Origin of the sequence: uncultured Aquabacterium sp., from assembly GCF_947366995.1 — a bacterium.
GTDB lineage: Bacteria > Pseudomonadota > Gammaproteobacteria > Burkholderiales > Burkholderiaceae_C > Aquabacterium.
Genome location: NZ_CANBCC010000027.1, coordinates 28,596 through 45,680, shown reverse-complemented (window position 1 = coordinate 45,680; position 17,085 = coordinate 28,596). Strand labels below are relative to the sequence as shown.

The window sequence follows — 17,085 nt, the reverse complement described above, 5'->3', positions numbered from 1 at the left end:
GCCCCAGGCCCGGCAAAGCTTGACACGCGTCAAGCCGGATCCGAAAGCAAAGAACGGCGGAGGATGGATCGTGATACCCTTTGGGGTATCCGGCCTCCCCGCCGTCAGTCATTTCCGCAAGCCATGTCAGAGCCAGCCAGTCCCTCCGCCGACACCAAGCGCGTCATTCCCATCCAGCCTGCGGCGTCTCAGCAGCGGCGCGAAGAAACGGTGTCGCTGTACAAGAAGACCGAGAAGATCTACGCGCGCGAGGTGTCCGGCTGGTTCAGCCGCTGGCGCTGGGTGCTCGTGTGGGTGACGCAGATCGTTTTCTACGGCACGCCCTGGTTGATGTGGAATGATCGCCAGGCTGTGCTGTTCGACCTGGGCACGCGGCGCTTCTACCTCTTCAATCTGGTCCTCTACCCGCAGGACCTGATCTACCTGACAGCCCTGCTGATGATCTCGGCATACGGGCTGTTTCTGTTCACGGCGGTGGCCGGTCGGCTGTGGTGCGGTTACGCATGCCCGCAATCGGTCTACACCGAGATCTTCATGTGGATCGAGCGCAAGATCGAAGGCGATCGCACGCGCCGCATGAAGCTCGACAAGGCGCCCTGGTCCATCCAGAAGGCCTCGCGCAAGACGGCGAAGCAGGCAGCCTGGATCGCGGTCTCGCTCTGGACGGGCTACACGTTCGTCGGCTACTTCACGCCTGTCCGCGAACTCGCGCAGGCCGTGATCAGCTTCGGCCTCGGCCCATGGGAAACCTTCTGGATCCTGTTCTACGGCTTTGCGACGTATGGCAATGCCGGCTACATGCGCGAGCAGGTCTGCAAGTACATGTGCCCGTATGCTCGGTTCCAGAGCGCGATGTTCGACCGCGATACGCTGATCATCAGCTACGACGAGAAGCGCGGCGAGCCGCGCGGTTCGCGCTCCCGCAAGACCGACGCCAAGGCGGCGGGGAAGGGCGATTGTATTGACTGCACCCTGTGCGTTCAGGTATGCCCCACTGGCATCGACATCCGCAAGGGCCTGCAATACGAGTGCATCGGTTGCGCCGCCTGCATCGACGTGTGCGACTCGGTCATGGACAAGATGGGCACGCCGCGGGGCCTGATCCGCTACGCCACCGAAAACTCCATGGACAACGGGTGGGGTCGGGCGCAGATGTGGGCGCGTGTGGCGCGTCCCCGTGTGCTGATCTACACCGGCATCCTTGTCGCGGTGATCGCGGCGTTCATGTACAGCATCTATAGCCGACCTCTCTTCAGGGTTGACATCGTGCGTGACCGCGGCGCTCTGGCCCGGGTGGTGGATGATGGCTATGTGGAAAACGTCTACCGCGTGCAGTTGATGAACGCCAGCGAGCAGGTGCAGCGTTACCGCATCGGTGTGGAGCAGCTGACCGCTGCCCGGGTCGAGGGGGGCGAGAACATCGTCCTCGGCCCTGCAGAGGCCCGCTGGGTGCCCGTCGCTGTGCGCGTGCCGCCCGAAGTGGCCGCCCGGATGGGCACTGGCGCAAACAGCATGACCTTGCTGGTCGAGCAATTGCGTCACGGTGACCGCCCGCAGGTCGACATCCGCGAGCGAACCACTTTCATGGTCCCGCGCTGAGCGGGCCTTCACGGAGAACCCTCATGTCAGAACAAGCCCTTGCTTCCGAGCAGCCTTCGGCGCCGGTGTCCCAGCCGCCCTGGTGGAAGCTCCCGATCGTGTGGATGGTGATCGGCGGGCCGTTGGCCGTCGTCGTGGCCTCCTTGTTCACGGTCGGTATCGCCGTCAAGAACGTGGACCCCGTGCTGGACACGTCCAAAGGCCAGGTGTCTTCCGCGAACGAGTTGCCCGCCGTCAAGGCCCGCAACCATGCGGCTGAAGGCAGCACTCAACCGGCCGAGCGCTGAGTGCGCCGACGCCTGCGGGTAAATCCCGCAGGCAAGCCTGCCCGACTGGCGGAACATCAGGTTGTGTCCCTATTCCTGTGAAAGGAGTGCCGCATGACACAGCGAAGCTTGCACGCCGCCCAGATCCTCTGGCCCGCGTTCTTGTTTGCCGGGCTGCTGGAGATGCTGGTGTTTGCCTGGGTGGATCCGGGCGTGCTGCAGATTGGCAGCTGGCATCCGGATGCCGACACCGTCTACAGCCTGACGTTTCTCGCCTTCTGGGCCCTGATTGCCCTGGCCACGGCGGCGTCGCACTGGCTGATGCGCCATGACGACGCAGGGGCCAGACGGAGCGAGCGCCGCGTTCGGCGGTCTCGCCATGGGCACGCTGCAGCGCGTCCCTGACTTCCGCTGCTTCGCCAGCACGAAGTAAAAAACCCGCCAGCGGCGGGTTTTCTCAAAGGCACATCAGGGCGCTGATTCAGCAGCGCACGCTGTTGACCAGTGCCCGCAGGCCCGCTTCATCGGTGATGCGGATGTCCCGCTGCTTGACCTCGAGCAGGCCTTCGTCCTGGAACTTCGAGAAGGTGCGGCTCACGGTTTCGAGCTTGAGGCCCAGGTAGCTGCCGATCTCTTCCCGCGTCATGCGTAGCACCAACGCCGACGCCGAAAAACCACGCGCATGCAGGCGCTGCGTCAGGTTGAGCAGGAAGGCGGCAAGCCGTTCTTCGGCGCGCATGCTGCCCAGCAGCAGCATCACGCCGTGGTCGCGCACGATCTCGCGGCTCATGATCTTGTGGAACTGGTGTTGCAGGTCCGAGAACTCGCGCGACAGATCTTCCAGCTGCGCATACGGAATCACGCAGACCTGAGAGTCTTCCAGTGCAATGGCGTCGCAGGCATGGCGGTCAGTGCTGATGCCGTCCAGGCCCAGCAGTTCGCCAGCCATCTGGAAGCCGGTGACCTGGTCGCGCCCGTCCTCGGAGGAAATGCGCGTCTTGAAAAAGCCGGTGCGCACCGCATAGACCGAGCGGAAGGCATCGCCCGTGTGGAACAACGCATCGCCCCGTTTCACGGTCTTGCGCGTGGCCACGAGCGAGTCCAGATGACTCAGCTGCGGCTGGCTGAGGCCCACAGGGAGACACAGCTCACGCAGATTGCAGCTGGAGCAGGCAACTTTGAATGCTTCGTATTTCATTGCACACGACGAACCGTTGGTGGAGCCCTTGCTCGAAGAGCGGCATGCGTCGGTGTTGCTCTGGTCCAGAACGGGGATGGTGTTATTCAACATGAGGAACCTCAAGGTCTTCCTGATTGTTGCCCGATCCCCGGACTCGAGGTTGAGACAGATCAACCCGCAGCACTGCCAGTTTGGCACAGACTCCGTATATGAGCGACCAGGCCATGATAACCATTCAACCCGCCCCCATCATCTCGAGCGAGGTGCTGACTCGACTTGACGTGTCCGGGCCACGTTACACCTCGTATCCGACGGCCGACCGTTTCGTGGAGGCGTTCGGACCGGCTCAGCATCGCCAGGCGCTCGTGCAGCGCAGCGAAGGCGCTGGAGCCATGGCGGGCGGCGCCGTGCCGCTGTCGCTCTACGTCCACATCCCGTTCTGCGAGTCGGTCTGCTATTACTGCGCCTGCAACAAGGTGATCACGCGCCATCATGGCCGGGCTACCGAGTACCTGGAAGCGCTTCGCACCGAGGTCCAGTTGGTGGTCGACCAGATCGGCCGCGGTCAGGCCGTATCGCAGTTGCACCTGGGCGGCGGCAGCCCCACCTTCCTCAGCGACGACGAGCTTGAAGGCCTGCTCACCATGCTGCAGGATGCCTTCCGTTTCGTGCCGGGCGGCGAGTACGCCATCGAAGTCGACCCTCGCACCGTGGATGCCGCGCGACTCAAGCGCCTGGCGGCCATGGGGTTCAACCGCTTGAGCCTGGGCGTGCAGGATTTCGATCCGCTGGTTCAGCAGGCCATTCACCGGGTCCAGCCCTATGAGATGGTGGCCGAGTTGATGACCGCGGCCCGCGCCGAAGGATTCGATTCCATCAACATGGATCTGATCTACGGTCTGCCAAAGCAGACGCCCGAGCGCTTTGCACACACGCTGGACCAGGTGATCGGCCTTCGTCCCGACCGCGTGGCGGTCTACGCTTACGCCCACCTGCCGCAACGCTTCAAGCCGCAGCGTCGCATCGACGCGGCCGCGCTGCCAGCGGGCGCCGACAAGGTCGGGATGCTCGCTTCGGCCATCGATCGTTTTGGCGCGGCGGGTTACGACTACATCGGCATGGACCATTTCGCCCTGCACGATGACAGTCTGGCCGTGGCGCGTCGCCAGGGCCGGCTGCACCGCAACTTCCAGGGGTACAGCACCCACCCCGACTGCGACGTGATCGGCCTGGGTGTTTCCGCCATTGGCCGGGTCGGACCGCACTACATGCAGAACGCCAAGTCGTTGCCCGAGTACTACGACGCACTGCGCCGAGGCGAGCTGCCCACCGTGAGGGGCCTCACGCTCTCGCGCGATGACCTGGTGCGACGTGCGGTCATCATGGCGATCATGTGTCAGGGCCGCGTGGACTTCGAATCCATCGAACTCGCCTACCTGGTCGATTTCCGGCAATACTTCGAGGCTGAGATGCGCCTGCTGGAACCGCTCGTGGAGTCGGGGCTGGTGCAAGTGGAGTCCGACGGTGTCCGTGTCACGGCGCTCGGCTGGTATTTCGTGCGAGCGATCGCGATGGTGTTTGACCGCCATCTGCAGATGGACAAGGCGGTTGAGCGATTCTCCCGAATCATCTGACCCGTCCTGTTTGAAGGGGCCGACATGCTGTCCGGCCTCTTGATCTCCGCCTTTCTGATGGGACTGGGCGGGCTACCCCATTGTGCCGTGATGTGCGGCGCACCGTGTGCTGCCGCGTTCCCGAAGGGGCTGCCCGGCCTGGCGCTGGTCGGACGTGCCTTGGGTTATGCGTTGCTGGGCGGCGTGGCTGCCGCCTCCGCGGGGCTTGTGGCGTCCTGGGGGCGCGAAATTGCGGTCCTTCAGCCGTTCTGGGTCATGGCCCAGTTCGGCGCGGTGCTGTTCGGCCTCTGGCTGCTCTGGAAGGGGCGTGTGCCAGCGTGGCTCGACCGGTTCGGCATTGACCTCTATCACCGTGTGCGCAGGCGGTTTGCATCGTCTGCTGCTGTCGGCGACGGCCGGTCGAGCACACAGCGCGCGGCCGTGCTGTTGGCCGGAATGCTGTGGGCGCTGATGCCCTGCGGCCTGCTGTACGGCGCACTGATGGTGGCGGTTCTGGCGCCGTCCGCCTGGGGTGGCGCGCTGGTGATGCTGTCGTTCGCGGTGGCGAGTTCTGCGGGCGTCTGGTTTGCACCAGCATTGCTCGCGTGGATGCGTCGACGCATTGCGGGGGGGGCGCAGAGCGCGCAGGCCCCGAGCGATGTGGGGGGGCTCACGCCGGCCGGTGCCGCGCCGGTGCTCTGGTTGCAGCGAGATGACATGGCGGTCGCGGGTACGGCCAACGCGGGTGCTGACGGTGCACCGATCGATTCACGGTGGGCGCTCCGGGCATCGGGCTTGCTGCTCGCGGCCATGGCGACGTGGGGGTTGTCGCATCATCTGGTGGCGCAATGGCGCGCCTGGTGCGCCTGACACGTCATTCCAACACCAGGGCAGGCCGCTGTCCATCTGGTCAGTCCTATATAAGATTTGACTGTCCGGTGGCGTAGAATCGTTCCGCCTTGCCGACATCCATGGCAATGTTTTTCTCGGACACGCCAAACGCGGAGACCACGACATGTACCAGCACATCAAGGTGCCCGAAGGTGGGCAGAAGATCACGGTCAACCCGGACTTCTCGCTCAATGTTCCCAACAACCCGATCATTCCCTACATCGAGGGCGATGGCACCGGTTTCGACATCACGCCGGTGATGATCAAGGTGGTCGATGCCGCAGTCGCGAAAGCCTACGGCGGTCAGCGTCAGATCCACTGGATGGAGATCTACGCCGGCGAAAAGTCGACCCGCGTGTATGGTCCTGACGTGTGGTTGCCGGAAGAGACCCTGCAAGTCCTGAAGGACTATGTCGTGTCGATCAAGGGCCCGCTGACCACCCCGGTGGGCGGTGGCATCCGCTCGCTGAACGTGGCGCTGCGCCAGGAACTGGACCTGTACGTCTGCCTGCGCCCGGTGACCTACTTCAAGGGCGTGCCTTCGCCCGTGAAGGAGCCGGAAAAGATCGACATGGTGATCTTCCGTGAAAACTCGGAAGACATCTACGCCGGCATCGAGTTCGAAGCCCAGAGCGACAAGGCCAAGAAGCTGATCAACTTCCTGCAGACCGAGTTCGGCGTCAAGAAGATCCGCTTCCCGGAAACCTCGGGCATCGGCATCAAGCCCGTGTCGAAGGAAGGCACCGAGCGCCTGATGCGCAAGGCCATTCAGTACGCGATCGACAACGACAAGCCCAGTGTGACGATCGTGCACAAGGGCAACATCATGAAGTTCACCGAAGGTGGCTTCCGTGACTGGTCGTACGCGCTGGCGCAGAGCGAGTTCGGCGCCGAGTTGATCGACGGCGGCCCGTGGTGCAAGTTCAAGAACCCGCGCACGGGCAAGGACATCGTCATCAAGGACGCCATCGCCGACGCCTTCCTGCAGCAGATCCTGCTGCGCCCGGCTGAGTACAGCGTGATCGCCACGCTGAACCTGAACGGCGACTACATCTCTGACGCCCTGGCAGCCCAGGTTGGCGGCATTGGCATCGCTCCGGGAGCGAACCTCTCCGACAGCGTGGCGATGTTCGAGGCCACCCACGGCACCGCACCGAAGTACGCCGGCAAGGACTACGTGAACCCCGGTTCCGAGATTCTGTCCGCAGAAATGATGCTGCGCCACATGGGCTGGTTCGAAGCTGCCGACCTGATCATCAGCTCGATGAACAAGGCCATCCAGAGCAAGAAAGTCACCTATGACTTTGCCCGCCTGATGGACGGCGCCACGCAGGTCTCCTGCTCGGGTTTCGGTCAGGTGATGATCGAGTCGATGTAAGCGTGGTTCGGCACCGTCGGGTGCCGTTCACCCAGGCGCCGGCTGGCGCCTTGAAACAAGAAAGCCCGCTTGCGCGGGCTTTCTTCATGGTGGCCTGGACCACCGCGTGTTCAGGGTCAGTGCGGCAGGCTCCTGCCCGCTGGCGCGTGGTCGCGGAAATGCAGGTCATTCAAGGCATCGGCCGTGATGTCGCCCGCGGTCGCGCCATCCATGGGCTGGATGTTCTGCGCCATCATCCCCTTCGGACCGGCCACCAAGTCGTACCTGACCTTGGAGCCCTGCTTGAGGGTGCGAAAACCGTCCATCTGGATGGACGAAAAATGGGCGAACACGTCGCCGCCCCCTTGATCCGGTTCGATGAAGCCGAAACCTTTGGCGTCATTGAACCACTTGACAGTGCCTGTGGCCATACTGCCCCTCCTGTTAATTTGTTCTCATTTTCTGGGGGTGTCAGCGCCCGTGTCAAGCGCCACAAAGGGGTACTGTCTGATTTGACGATCGGCATGTTTCCTGAATCCCCATCACGTAACTGGTTGAAACGTATGCACTTTATGAAGGGCGCGATGTCGCGCGGCTCAAGCCGCTGCAGATGGCCGCGGTGATTGATGGGGTATTCCAGTGGCCACGGCCACGGCTTGTGCGGGAAAGAATAAAAAGCACCGTGAGGGCTGCGAATTTCCTGCCCTTGAACCCGGGTCGGACACCCCAAGATGACATGGCATGAGGTGAGGGGCTCCCGTAGAATCTTTTCATGACCAATCCGTTACACCCGCTCCTGATGGCCAAGCCGGAAGGGCCCGCAGAGGACGGGCACGGTGCGGCTGTGGCCGAGAAGGAAGAACTCGCGCTCGAACCGCCCCGACTGTTTCAGGTCGTCATGCTGAATGACGATTTCACCCCCATGGAGTTTGTTGTCTTCGTGTTGCAGGAACACTTCCGTCACGACATTGAGACTGCGACCCAGATCATGCTCAAAATCCACCACGAGGGTCGTGGTGTGTGCGGCGTCTACACCAAGGATGTCGCGGCCACCAAGGTCGAACTCGTTCTTGCCGCCGCCCGTCAAGCCGGGCATCCCTTGCAGTGCATCCTGGAGACCGCATGATTGCGCAAGAGTTGGAAGTGAGTCTGCACATGGCCTTCGTCGAGGCTCGTCAGCAGCGCCACGAGTTCATCACCGTGGAGCACCTGCTGCTCGCCTTGATCGACAACCCCTCTGCTTCCGAGGTGTTGAAAGCCTGCGCCGCCAATCTGGATGAGCTGCGCAAGAACCTGGACCAGTTCGTCCGGGACAACACGCCGACCGTGGGGGGCACCGACGAGGTCGACACCCAACCCACGCTCGGGTTCCAGCGTGTCATCCAGCGCGCGATCATGCACGTCCAGTCTTCTGGCAGCGGCAAGAAGGAAGTCACCGGGGCGAACGTGCTGGTGGCCATCTTCGGCGAGAAGGACAGTCACGCGGTGTATTACCTGCACCAGCAGGGCGTCACCCGCCTGGACGTCGTGAACTTCATCGCGCACGGCATCCGCAAGGCAGATCCGCCCGAGGCGGCCAAGTCGAGCGGTGCCGAGCCGTCCCAGGTCGACGCCGAGAAGGACGAGGGTGAGGGCAAGGCTTCTCCGTTGGAGCAGTACACGCAGAACCTCAATCAGCTGGCCCGCGAAGGCAAGATCGATCCGCTCATCGGGCGTGAGTCCGAGGTCGAGCGCGTGATCCAGGTCCTGTGCCGTCGCCGCAAGAACAACCCGCTGCTGGTGGGTGAGGCCGGTGTGGGCAAGACCGCGATCGCGGAAGGCCTCGCCTGGCGCATCACCCAGAACGATGTGCCCGAAGTGCTGGCCGATGCCGAGGTGTTCGCGCTGGACATGGGCGCATTGCTGGCGGGCACGAAGTACCGCGGTGATTTCGAGCAGCGGCTCAAGGCCGTGATCAAGCAGCTCAAGGAGCAGCCGGGCGCCATTCTGTTCATCGACGAGATCCATACCCTGATCGGCGCCGGCGCAGCGTCGGGTGGCACGCTGGACGCGAGCAATCTGCTGAAGCCGGCACTGAGTTCCGGGCAGCTGAAGTGCATCGGCGCCACGACCTTCACAGAATTCCGCGGGATCTTCGAGAAGGATGCGGCCCTGTCGCGTCGTTTCCAGAAAGTAGAGGTGGTGGAGCCATCGGTCGAGCAGACCATCGAGATCCTGAAGGGGCTGAAGTCACGCTTCGAGGAGCACCACAGTGTGAAGTACGCGCTGGGGGCCCTCCAGGCTGCCGCCGAGCTGTCTGCCAAGTTCATCAACGACCGCCATCTGCCTGACAAGGCGATCGACGTCATTGACGAGGCGGGGGCTGCGCAACGCGTGCTGCCCAAGAGCCGTCAGAAGAAGACGATCACCCGTGCCGAGGTGGAAGAGATCGTGGCGAAGATCGCCCGCATCCCGAGCACCAGCGTGTCGAACGACGACCGCTCGAAGCTCAAGACGCTTGACCGCGATCTGAAGAGCGTGGTGTTCGGTCAGGATGCGGCCATCGATGCCCTGTCGGCGGCCATCAAGATGGCGCGTTCGGGGCTCGGCAAGCCCGACAAGCCGATTGGCGCCTTCCTGTTCAGCGGCCCCACCGGCGTCGGCAAGACCGAAGTGGCCAAGCAGCTGGCCTACATCCTGGGCATCGAGCTCATGCGGTTCGACATGTCCGAGTACATGGAGCGCCATGCCGTGAGCCGTCTGATCGGCGCGCCTCCGGGCTACGTGGGCTTCGACCAGGGCGGTCTGCTGACCGAGGCTGTGTCGAAGAAGCCGCATGCGGTGCTGCTGCTTGATGAGATCGAGAAGGCGCACCCGGACGTCTTCAACATCCTCCTGCAGGTGATGGACCACGGCACGCTGACGGACAACAACGGTCGCAAGGCCGACTTCCGTAACGTGCTGATCATCATGACGACCAACGCCGGCGCGGAGACGCTGCAGAAGTCGACCATTGGCTTCACCACGCAGCGTGAGATGGGCGACGAGATGGGCGACATCAAGCGCACCTTCACGCCGGAATTCCGCAACCGCCTGGACGCCATCGTCGGCTTCAAGCCGCTGGACGAGGAAGTCATCCTTCGGGTTGTCGACAAGTTCCTGCTGCAACTGGAAGGTCAGCTGGCCGAGAAGAAGGTCGAGGTCACGTTCACCGATGCGCTGCGTCGCCACCTGGCCAAGCGCGGTTTCGACCCGCTGATGGGCGCGCGTCCGATGCAGCGTCTGATCCAGGACACGATCCGACGTGCGCTGGCCGACGAGCTGCTGTTCGGCAGCCTCGTTGATGGCGGTCGTCTGACCGTGGACGTGGTGGACAACGACAAGGGCGAGCCAGAGGTCAAGCTCGACATCCAGCCGAACAAGAAGAGCGACAAGACCAAGCCGGAAGCGGCCACGGCCGAGTGATCTTGGTTCGGCGCTGAAAGCACAACGCGGCCTCCGGGCCGCGTTGTTGTTTGCGCCGCTCGCGAGCGAGAGGGTCAGGCTGTCACGGGCAGCCGGGAGAAGCCCTCGGCAGTGAGGCGCAGCACCTCGGCACGGGGGGATCCGTGGTCGAGGTCCCAGTCCATCGTGACGTGTCGCCAGCGAGCGGTGCCGTCTTGCTGCCCGCCGAAGCGGGTGCTGCCGGGCCGGTGTGTGTGGCCATGGACCAGGGTTTGGGCGCCTGCGGCGTCGAGCCAGGCCTCTGCGGCGGCTTCGTCGACATCGGCCCATTCTTCTGGTGCCTGCTGTTGCTGGTGCGCCTGACTGGCTTCCCGCATGCGGCGTGCCTGATCCAGTCGTGCGCTGAGCGGCGCGGCCAGGAAGGCCTGCTGCCACGCTGGCTGGCGAACTTGCGCCCGGAACTGCAGGTACGACGTGTCAGCCAGGCACAGGCTGTCGCCGTGGATGAGCAGATGGCGCTGTCCGAAGGCCTCCAGCACGGTCGGGTCGCCCAGCCGGTGAGCAGCGCAGGCGTGGAGCATGTCCCCGCCCAGCAGGAAGTCGCGGTTGCCGACCATGATGGCGAGGTGGCGTCGCTCACCGAAGGCGCGCAATGCCCGAACGCAGCCGGCTTCAAAAGGCTGGCAGCGCATGTCGTCGCCCACCCAGGCTTCGAATAGGTCGCCCAGAATGAGCACGGCATCGGCTGGCGTGTCCTGCAGGTAACGTGCAAACGCATCGCGCGTGCGAAGCAGGCCCTCATGCAGGTGCAGGTCGGACACAAAATCAATGCACCGCCACGAGGGCGGTGCAGTGAGGATGTCCGGGGCGGGGAAGGGGGGCTTCCCCATCGCGTCAGACTTCGGTGGCCTTCGTGATCACCACGTCGTCCAGCGGCACGTCGTCATGGAAGCCCTTGCGACCCGTGCGGACCTTCTCGATCGCGTCGACCACTTCGGTGCCGGCCACGACCTTGCCGAACACCGCATAGCCCCAACCCTGGGCCGATTCCGACTTGAAGTTCAGGAAGTCGTTGTTGGCGGCGTTGATGAAGAACTGGGCGCTGGCCGAGTGCGGTGCGCTGGTACGGGCCATGGCAATGGTGTACTTGTCGTTCTTCAGGCCGTTGTTGGCCTCGTTCTGGATTTCGCCGCGCGTGGCCTTCTGCTTCATGCCGGCCTCGAAGCCACCGCCCTGGACCATGAAGCCCTTGATGACGCGGTGAAACACGGTGCCGTCGTAGTGGCCGGCGTTCACGTATTCCAGGAAGTTGGCAACGGTGATGGGGGCCTTGGCCTCATCGAGTTCCAGGCGAATCACGCCAGCGGTGGTCTGAAGTTCAACGGTCTTGGTCATGGCTTATTTCTCGATGACGGCTTGTTTGATGATCACGGGTTCGGCGGGCACGTCGGCGTACATGCCGAGCTGGGTCGTGCGGACCTTGCGGATACGGTCGACCACGTCCATGCCTTGCGTCACCTTGCCGAAGACGGCGTAGCCGTGGCCGTCCGGCGAACGTGCGGCGTCCAGGAAGGCATTGTCCTTCACATTGATGAAGAACTGCGCGGTGGCAGAGTGCGGGTCGCGGGTACGTGCCATGGCGACCGTGCCGCGCTGGTTGCTGAGGCCATTCTGGCTCTCGAGCTGAATGGGGGGGCGGGTCGGCTTCTCCTTGAGGTCGGGCGTCATGCCGCCGCCCTGAATCATGAAGCCGTCGATGACGCGGTGGAAGACCGTGCCGTTGTAGTGGCCCGCCTTGACGTACTGCACGAAGTTGTCCACGGTGCGTGGGGCCTTGGCAGCGTCCAGTTGCAGCACGATGTCGCCTTGCGTGGTGACCAGCTTCACGGTCTGGGCCTGTGCCACGAATGCGGCGGTCACGCAGGTGACGGCCAGAGCGAGGCGCGCAAGACGCCGCAGGGTGTGGTGCATCATCCGATCACTCCTTCATAGAAGATTTTCCAGAGGCCGCCTTCCTTGCCCCAGTACTGGCGCTTGATGGCGCCGGTGCGCTGACCTTCGACGATCTCGCCAAAGGTCACGACGAGCACGTCGCCCTTGTCGCGCCAGCCGAGGATAGCAAGGTCTTTCAACTGCACGCCCCGCCCGCGTTGTTGCACGACATCGCGTTCGAGCAACTGACGCCACTGCGTGATGTCCCTGTTGCCGGCCGAGAACTGGCTCGAGTAGAAGGACATCAGACGGTTCAGGTCACCGTTGGTGCGCGCGACGCGCCAGCCCTCGATGAGGTTGTTGAGCGCGCGGCGTTCCGGCTCGCGCTGGTCCGGCTTGATCCACTGCAGCTGCTGGGCGATCACGACGGGCGTCGTGCGGGGCTGAACCCTCTGCAGAATCGTCTGAAGCTCGGGGTTCGCAAGCGCCACGCAGCCGTCGGTGCTGTTGGGGCTGCGGGCGTAGCTTTCGCTGGGCACCCCATGCAGCCAGATGCCACTGCCGGTGCGGCCGAGGCGGCGGTCATACTCGTTCGGGTAGTTCAGAGGCAGGGCGCCCACGCCGTAGAAATCCGTCAGCTGGCTCGACTCAAGTCGGCTGGTGATGTAGTACACCCCGAGCGGCGTGCGTTGGTCGCCCTCGGCGCGCTTGTCTGTGCCGAGTCGCCCCACCGATGCGTAATGGTCGGCCACCAGCGTCAGACCCTTGGGGCCGTTCTCGAACAGGTAGAGACGCGAGCGGCTCGCGTCCACCGCGATGGCGTGTCGGGTGGTGGAGGGAACCTCGATGAACTGAGCGGGCAGGGCGCCGGCCGGGGGGCGCTCGGTGAGTGCCGCCATGCGGCGGCTGGCCTCGGTGCGCAGTTGCTCCAGGCGCTGCGGCGCCCGCTCGACGAGGGGCGCTGGGGCGTGTCCCATGCTCGGCAGGGCCTGGGTACGGGCGAGCAGCAGGTCGCCATACACCAGCTGTGCCAGCTGAAAGTTGGGGAAGTCCTGCACGAGCGCCTGGGCCTTGTCGAGTGCCTGCCTGGCCTGCCCTTGTCCGATCAGGCGGTAGACCTCGAGCAGGCGTGCCTCGGCCGGCGCGGTCTGCCGGGGCAGCGGCGGGATGGCCGGTGTGGCGGGCGGCACGTTGGCGCGCACGGCCCTGGCCGGTTCGACCGCCTTCTGCCGAGGCGATGAGGCGTCGGACGCCACAGGCAGCAGCATTGCGAACCAGGTCGCCGCAAGCAGCCCTCCCCGGGTGACACGCCCAGGCCATCCCGCTGCCCGACTGGCTGGCGGGTGGCGCCACTCACGCATCGTCACGAGCCCGTGCTTTCCTTCACGATGACCCAGCTGTTGCCGCGCTGCACCAGATCCAGGCGCTTGCCGCTGCTCACGCTCAGGCTGTCGGCCTTGTAGTCCTGGCGGAAGCGGGCCACGGCCTTGTTGCCGTCGACCTCGATGCGCAGGTTGCTGATGCGCACCGAGATGCTGCGTTTGCCATTGATGCGGTCACGACGCTCCTCTTCCCAGGCCTTGCGGCTCTTGCCGCCGTCGAAGTCGCGGGCGTAGGCAGCAAAGTAGTCCTTGAGGTCCTTGCGGCCCCAGGCGTCGGCCCATGCGCGCACGGCCGCCTCGACGTCCTTGGCGCGGTGATCGGCCTTCGGTTCAGTCGGCGCAGACTTGGGTTCGGGCGCTGGCGCCGGAGCCGGCTTGGCGGCAGGTGGTGCAGGCGGCGGCTTGACGGCGGGCGGCGGGGTGACCGGAGCTGGCGTGGCCGATGGCGGCGTCACGGGGGACGGGGCCGGCGCGGGCGACGGAGTCTGGCCGGCGGCGGCCACCATGCTGTTGCGTTCCTTGGGGAACAGGTCGCGGATCATCGCGAGCTTGGGCGCCACAGCCGAACGGGTGTCGATCTGCAGCGCTTTGGAGTAGGCCTGGCTGGCCAGCTTCGCGTAGACATCGCCGAGGTTTTCGTAGGCGGTGGCGTAGCTGGGGTTGGTGCGGATCGCCATCTCGAGCGCCGTACGAGCCTTGTCGTACTGGCCCTGCTGCGCATACAGCACAGCGAGGTTGTTGAACGGCTCGGGCAGCTCGGGAAAGTCTTCGGTCAGCTTGGTGAAGGCCGTGATGGCTTCGGCACTGCGGCCCGCCTGCGACAGGCTGATGCCCCGCAGGAAGCGCATCATCGGGTCCCGCGGCTTGCTGGACAGGAACTGGTCCGCCTTCTGCAGTGCTTCGGCATTCTTGCCTGCCGACAGCAGGCGCTGGACATCGGCCACATCGTCGGCGCGGGCACCGAAGGCCGCAACGGACAGGGACGCGACAAGCAGAACCTTCGCTGCCAGGGAGGTCAGGCGAAGGCCGACATGGGGCACTGCAACTTGCATGGGATCGTGTACCGGTTGAAGGGGACTGCGGGCGGCCTCGAACGGGCGCCTTGCGCGCGGCTGACCGTCGTTCAAGACCGGTCGAGGATAGCAGCGCCATGAAGCCGTCGGGCTCGACGATCTCCCTGATCCGCGGGCCTCCCGCTATACTTCGGCGATTGTATCTGAGCGGTGGCGAGCGCCTTCCCGGCGCGCACTGGGCTGAGGCGCGTCTGTCGCCCAGGATTCCGGTGCCTGTGTGTTCCGAGGTTCAAGCCCTGTACCTGTCTGCCGCCCGCCACGAATTCCTCATGAGTCTGCGCTTATTCAACAGCCTGTCGCGTCAGGTCGAGCCCTTTGTACCGATGACGCCGGGTCAGGTCCGCATGTATGTGTGCGGCATGACGATCTACGACCTGTGCCACGTGGGCCACGCCCGCATGATGATGGCGTTCGACGTGGTGCAGCGCTGGCTGCGCGCGAGCGGTCTTCAGGTCACCTATGTCCGCAACATCACCGACATCGATGACAAGATCATTCGACGTGCGGTGGAACGCGGCATCACCATCCGCCAGCTGACGGAAGAGATGGCGGCCGCCATGCATGAGGACATCGCCGCGCTGGGCATCGAGCCGCCGACGCATGAGCCGCGTGCCACCGAGTACGTGCCGCAGATGCTGAGCCTGATCAGCCGACTGGAAGCGCGTGGCCTGGCCTACCGGGCACCGAGTGGCGACGTGAACTACGCCGTGCGCAAGTTCGAGGGCTACGGCAAGCTGTCCGGCAAGTCGCTCGACCAGCTGCGCGCCGGCGAGCGCGTCGCGGTGGACGACGGCAAGCAGGATCCGATGGACTTCGTGCTGTGGAAGGCGGCCAAGCCAGAAGAGCCGGCTGACGCCAAGTACGACTCGGAGTACGGTGCGGGTCGGCCCGGCTGGCACATCGAGTGCTCGGCCATGAGTTGCAGCCTGCTGGGCGAACAGTTCGACATCCACGGCGGCGGCCTGGATCTCCAGTTCCCGCACCACGAGAACGAGATCGCGCAGAGCGAAGGGGCGACGGGCAAGCGCTTTGTCAATTACTGGTTGCACAACGGCTTCGTCAACGTCGACAACGAGAAGATGTCGAAAAGCCTGGGCAACTTCTTCACCATCCGCGAGGTGCTGAAGCAGTACGACGGCGAGACCATCCGCTTCTTCATGCTGCGCACGCACTACCGCAGCCCGTTCAACTACAGCGACGCCGGTCTGGATGATGCGCGCAGCGGGCTGCGTCGCCTGTACACGGCACTGGATGCGGCTGGCGAGGTGGCGGCGGTCGAGGTGGACTGGAACGAGCCCCAGGCGGCCCGTTTCAAGGCCGCGATGGATGAGGACTTCAACACGCCGATCGCCCTGTCGGTGCTGTTCGACCTGGCTGCGGAACTGAACCGTTCCAGCTCGCCCGCGGTGGCCCAGCAGCTGAAGGCGCTGGGCGGTGTGCTCGGCCTGCTGCAGCAGCAGCCCAAGGCCTACCTGCAGGGCGGCGCCATGGCCGCTGGCCTGGATGCGGCCACCATCGAGGGGCTGATTGCCCGGCGTGCCGAAGCCAAGAAGGCGCGCGATTTTGCGGGCGCCGATCGCATTCGGGACGAGCTGGCCGCGCAGGGCGTGGTGTTGAAGGACGGTCCGCAAGGCACGACCTGGGTGAAAGCCTGATGCCGAACGCCCCTCTCTCGACGATGGGTGTAGCCCAGACGAGCACCAGCCTGGTGACGCCCACTTACTGGGACGATGCCTGCCGCCATCTGGCCAAGCGCGATCGCGTGATGCGCAAGCTGGTGGCCGATCACGGTCATGCGCGCCTGTACACACGCGGCGACGCCTTCACCACGCTGGCGCGCTCGATCGTGGGCCAGCAGGTGTCGGTGGCCTCGGCGCAGGCCGTGTGGAACCGTCTGCTTGGCCTGTTCGAGGTCGAGTCGGAAGATGCGCGTGGCCCGCTGAAGGTGCGGGACCTGCTGCGTGTCGAGCCCGACGTGCTGCGCAAGGTGGGCCTGTCGGCGCGCAAGGTGGATTACCTGCGCGACCTGGCCGGCCACTTCGACAACGGCCAGGTGCATGTGGGCGACTGGCAGAAGATGGACGACGAGGCCATCATCGAAGAACTGACCGACATCCGCGGCATCGGTCGCTGGACAGCCGAGATGTTCCTGATCTTCCACCTGCTGCGCCCGAACGTGCTGCCCCTTGACGACGTGGGGCTCATCAAGGGCATCAGCCAGAACTATTTCAGCGGTGAACCCGTGTCGCGCGCCGAGGCCCGCGACGTGGCCGAGGCCTGGGCACCGTACCGTACCGTGGGCACCTGGTATCTTTGGCGCAGCCTTGATCCGCTGCCCTCCGATGCCTGATCGCGTGCCAGCCTGAGAG

17 protein-coding genes are annotated in these 17,085 nt (G+C 64.6%); 10 read left to right on the top strand and 7 right to left on the bottom strand.

Annotation, left to right across the window (positions count from 1 at the left end; genetic code table 11):
- The first annotated feature begins 123 nt into the window (after nt 1-123).
- The 3 genes from ccoG (at nt 124) to Q0Z44_RS09345 (ending at nt 2,270) form a co-directional block, all read left to right on the top strand.
- Complete coding sequence (gene ccoG, locus Q0Z44_RS09355) at nt 124-1,599, top strand: cytochrome c oxidase accessory protein CcoG (protein ID WP_298011948.1); 1,476 nt, start codon at nt 124-126, stop codon at nt 1,597-1,599.
- 23 nt (nt 1,600-1,622) lie between these two features.
- A complete protein-coding gene (locus Q0Z44_RS09350; RefSeq protein WP_298011947.1) occupies nt 1,623-1,886 on the top strand; it encodes a nitrogen fixation protein FixH in 264 nt (87 codons plus the stop codon).
- A gap of 93 nt (nt 1,887-1,979) precedes the next feature.
- Entirely contained in the window at nt 1,980-2,270 is a 291-nt protein-coding gene (locus Q0Z44_RS09345) for a hypothetical protein (protein WP_298011946.1), read from the top strand.
- Between the two features lie 76 nt (nt 2,271-2,346).
- On the opposite strand, the gene fnr is transcribed toward Q0Z44_RS09345, so the two are convergent.
- Complete coding sequence (fnr, locus tag Q0Z44_RS09340) at nt 2,347-3,063, bottom strand: fumarate/nitrate reduction transcriptional regulator Fnr (protein ID WP_245932755.1); 717 nt, start codon at nt 3,061-3,063, stop codon at nt 2,347-2,349.
- Between the two features lie 206 nt (nt 3,064-3,269).
- On the opposite strand from fnr, the gene hemN reads away from it, so the two are divergent.
- The 3 genes from hemN (at nt 3,270) to icd (ending at nt 6,927) form a co-directional block, all read left to right on the top strand.
- Nucleotides 3,270-4,679 (top strand): oxygen-independent coproporphyrinogen III oxidase, encoded by a 1,410-nt coding sequence (gene hemN, locus Q0Z44_RS09335; RefSeq protein WP_298011944.1) that lies wholly within the window; start codon nt 3,270-3,272, stop codon nt 4,677-4,679.
- Between the two features lie 24 nt (nt 4,680-4,703).
- On the top strand, nt 4,704-5,528 hold the full coding sequence (locus tag Q0Z44_RS09330) for a sulfite exporter TauE/SafE family protein (protein WP_298011943.1): 825 nt from the start codon (nt 4,704-4,706) through the stop codon (nt 5,526-5,528).
- A 145-nt stretch (nt 5,529-5,673) separates the two neighbouring features.
- Nucleotides 5,674-6,927 carry an NADP-dependent isocitrate dehydrogenase gene (gene icd / locus Q0Z44_RS09325; RefSeq protein ID WP_109035864.1) on the top strand — a complete coding sequence of 418 codons (1,254 nt, stop codon included), beginning with the start codon at nt 5,674-5,676 and terminating at the stop codon, nt 6,925-6,927.
- Nucleotides 6,928-7,043: 116 nt separating this feature from the next.
- On the opposite strand, the gene Q0Z44_RS09320 is transcribed toward icd, so the two are convergent.
- Nucleotides 7,044-7,337 carry a cold-shock protein gene (locus tag Q0Z44_RS09320; protein WP_298011942.1) on the bottom strand — a complete coding sequence of 98 codons (294 nt, stop codon included), beginning with the start codon at nt 7,335-7,337 and terminating at the stop codon, nt 7,044-7,046.
- Between the two features lie 341 nt (nt 7,338-7,678).
- Here Q0Z44_RS09320 and clpS point away from each other — a divergent pair, with 341 nt between their 5' ends.
- On the top strand, nt 7,679-8,032 hold the full coding sequence (gene clpS, locus Q0Z44_RS09315; protein WP_298011941.1) for an ATP-dependent Clp protease adapter ClpS: 354 nt from the start codon (nt 7,679-7,681) through the stop codon (nt 8,030-8,032).
- Nucleotides 8,029-10,350: an ATP-dependent Clp protease ATP-binding subunit ClpA gene (gene clpA, locus Q0Z44_RS09310; RefSeq protein ID WP_298011940.1), complete on the top strand. Its 2,322-nt coding sequence runs from the start codon at nt 8,029-8,031 to the stop codon at nt 10,348-10,350. The genes clpS and clpA overlap by 4 nt, the downstream gene beginning before the upstream one ends.
- 74 nt (nt 10,351-10,424) lie before the next feature.
- Here clpA and Q0Z44_RS09305 read toward each other — a convergent pair whose 3' ends face one another.
- The 5 genes from Q0Z44_RS09305 to Q0Z44_RS09285 all read right to left on the bottom strand — a co-directional run bounded on the left by Q0Z44_RS09305 (nt 10,425) and on the right by Q0Z44_RS09285 (nt 14,695).
- Nucleotides 10,425-11,150, bottom strand: a complete 726-nt coding sequence (locus Q0Z44_RS09305) for a UDP-2,3-diacylglucosamine diphosphatase (protein ID WP_366517596.1) — start codon at nt 11,148-11,150, stop codon at nt 10,425-10,427.
- A gap of 73 nt (nt 11,151-11,223) precedes the next feature.
- On the bottom strand, nt 11,224-11,724 hold the full coding sequence (locus tag Q0Z44_RS09300) for a peptidylprolyl isomerase (protein ID WP_109035874.1): 501 nt from the start codon (nt 11,722-11,724) through the stop codon (nt 11,224-11,226).
- 3 nt (nt 11,725-11,727) lie between these two features.
- Complete coding sequence (locus Q0Z44_RS09295) at nt 11,728-12,303, bottom strand: peptidylprolyl isomerase (protein WP_298011937.1); 576 nt, start codon at nt 12,301-12,303, stop codon at nt 11,728-11,730.
- Nucleotides 12,300-13,529: a L,D-transpeptidase family protein gene (locus Q0Z44_RS09290; protein WP_298011935.1), complete on the bottom strand. Its 1,230-nt coding sequence runs from the start codon at nt 13,527-13,529 to the stop codon at nt 12,300-12,302. The genes Q0Z44_RS09295 and Q0Z44_RS09290 overlap by 4 nt, the downstream gene beginning before the upstream one ends.
- Nucleotides 13,530-13,624: 95 nt before the next feature.
- Nucleotides 13,625-14,695 carry a tetratricopeptide repeat protein gene (locus tag Q0Z44_RS09285; protein ID WP_298011934.1) on the bottom strand — a complete coding sequence of 357 codons (1,071 nt, stop codon included), beginning with the start codon at nt 14,693-14,695 and terminating at the stop codon, nt 13,625-13,627.
- A 290-nt stretch (nt 14,696-14,985) separates the two neighbouring features.
- Between Q0Z44_RS09285 and cysS the strand changes: the two genes are divergently transcribed.
- Together cysS and Q0Z44_RS09275 are read left to right on the top strand one after the other, a co-directional pair.
- Nucleotides 14,986-16,371: a cysteine--tRNA ligase gene (gene cysS, locus Q0Z44_RS09280; protein ID WP_298011933.1), complete on the top strand. Its 1,386-nt coding sequence runs from the start codon at nt 14,986-14,988 to the stop codon at nt 16,369-16,371.
- Complete coding sequence (locus tag Q0Z44_RS09275; protein WP_298011932.1) at nt 16,371-17,066, top strand: DNA-3-methyladenine glycosylase; 696 nt, start codon at nt 16,371-16,373, stop codon at nt 17,064-17,066. Before cysS ends, Q0Z44_RS09275 begins: the two co-directional genes overlap by 1 nt.
- Nucleotides 17,067-17,085 lie beyond the last annotated feature (19 nt).

Coding starts and splice junctions, on each gene's coding strand:
- clpS (WP_298011941.1), top strand. CDS start 7,679: ATGACCAATCCGTTACACCCGCTCCTGATGGCCAAGCCGGAAGGGCCC.
- Q0Z44_RS09285 (WP_298011934.1), bottom strand. CDS start 14,695: ATGCAAGTTGCAGTGCCCCATGTCGGCCTTCGCCTGACCTCCCTGGCA.
- Q0Z44_RS09290 (WP_298011935.1), bottom strand. CDS start 13,529: ATGCTGCTGCCTGTGGCGTCCGACGCCTCATCGCCTCGGCAGAAGGCG.
- Q0Z44_RS09295 (WP_298011937.1), bottom strand. CDS start 12,303: ATGATGCACCACACCCTGCGGCGTCTTGCGCGCCTCGCTCTGGCCGTC.
- icd (WP_109035864.1), top strand. CDS start 5,674: ATGTACCAGCACATCAAGGTGCCCGAAGGTGGGCAGAAGATCACGGTC.
- ccoG (WP_298011948.1), top strand. CDS start 124: ATGTCAGAGCCAGCCAGTCCCTCCGCCGACACCAAGCGCGTCATTCCC.
- Q0Z44_RS09350 (WP_298011947.1), top strand. CDS start 1,623: ATGTCAGAACAAGCCCTTGCTTCCGAGCAGCCTTCGGCGCCGGTGTCC.
- Q0Z44_RS09275 (WP_298011932.1), top strand. CDS start 16,371: ATGCCGAACGCCCCTCTCTCGACGATGGGTGTAGCCCAGACGAGCACC.
- Q0Z44_RS09300 (WP_109035874.1), bottom strand. CDS start 11,724: ATGACCAAGACCGTTGAACTTCAGACCACCGCTGGCGTGATTCGCCTG.
- hemN (WP_298011944.1), top strand. CDS start 3,270: ATGATAACCATTCAACCCGCCCCCATCATCTCGAGCGAGGTGCTGACT.
- Q0Z44_RS09345 (WP_298011946.1), top strand. CDS start 1,980: ATGACACAGCGAAGCTTGCACGCCGCCCAGATCCTCTGGCCCGCGTTC.
- fnr (WP_245932755.1), bottom strand. CDS start 3,063: ATGAAATACGAAGCATTCAAAGTTGCCTGCTCCAGCTGCAATCTGCGT.
- clpA (WP_298011940.1), top strand. CDS start 8,029: ATGATTGCGCAAGAGTTGGAAGTGAGTCTGCACATGGCCTTCGTCGAG.
- Q0Z44_RS09330 (WP_298011943.1), top strand. CDS start 4,704: ATGCTGTCCGGCCTCTTGATCTCCGCCTTTCTGATGGGACTGGGCGGG.
- cysS (WP_298011933.1), top strand. CDS start 14,986: ATGAGTCTGCGCTTATTCAACAGCCTGTCGCGTCAGGTCGAGCCCTTT.
- Q0Z44_RS09320 (WP_298011942.1), bottom strand. CDS start 7,337: ATGGCCACAGGCACTGTCAAGTGGTTCAATGACGCCAAAGGTTTCGGC.